At 40.9% G+C, this 496-nt stretch carries 1 protein-coding gene; it reads right to left on the bottom strand.

Features of this window, described 5'->3' with window-relative positions; genetic code table 11:
- On the bottom strand, nt 1–496 hold a 496-nt coding region (locus tag HMPREF2810_RS08430), incomplete at both ends, for an isopeptide-forming domain-containing fimbrial protein (protein ID WP_141750867.1).

Below are 496 nucleotides of genomic sequence, written 5' to 3'. Positions count from 1 at the left end.
AACACGTCCCCTTCGTTGCCAAAGTTTAAGTCGGCTTGGTTGGGAATCCCGCCTTGTTCAATATAAGGCGCTAATTCTTCGTCCGTTGCGTCTGCTTTAATTTTAGTGGTAATGGTCATTGTGTATGTGTGACCAGATAAGTAGGTATAACTGTCGTCTTTTTTATTCATTGCAAAAGTTACTTTGTTATTTTCTTGTGTTACTGTGCCATTGGCTGTAACATCTTTACCATTTTCATCAGTAACTTTCACGTCTGTGATGTCTAACACTTTATTAATGTCATCTACCATGCTAGCTTGGGTCCATGTGCTGGTTTCGTTACCGAAAGCTGTTTTGACATGCCAATCGAAACTATCTTCACGATTGGTTAAATCTAAGTGCTCTTGATTTTCGATATCTTTTGTAATCGTTGGATCTTCTGGCGTTGGTGCAGGCGGTGTCACTGTTGGTTTGTTGGAATGTAACACGTCCCCTTCGTTGCCAAAGTTTAAGTCGG

Origin of the sequence: Enterococcus sp. HMSC078F03 (assembly GCF_001811595.1) — a bacterium.
Lineage (GTDB): Bacteria > Bacillota > Bacilli > Lactobacillales > Enterococcaceae > Enterococcus > Enterococcus faecalis.
Note: the sequence above shows the minus strand (reverse complement) of the source record. Positions and strands in the feature narration are given on the sequence as shown.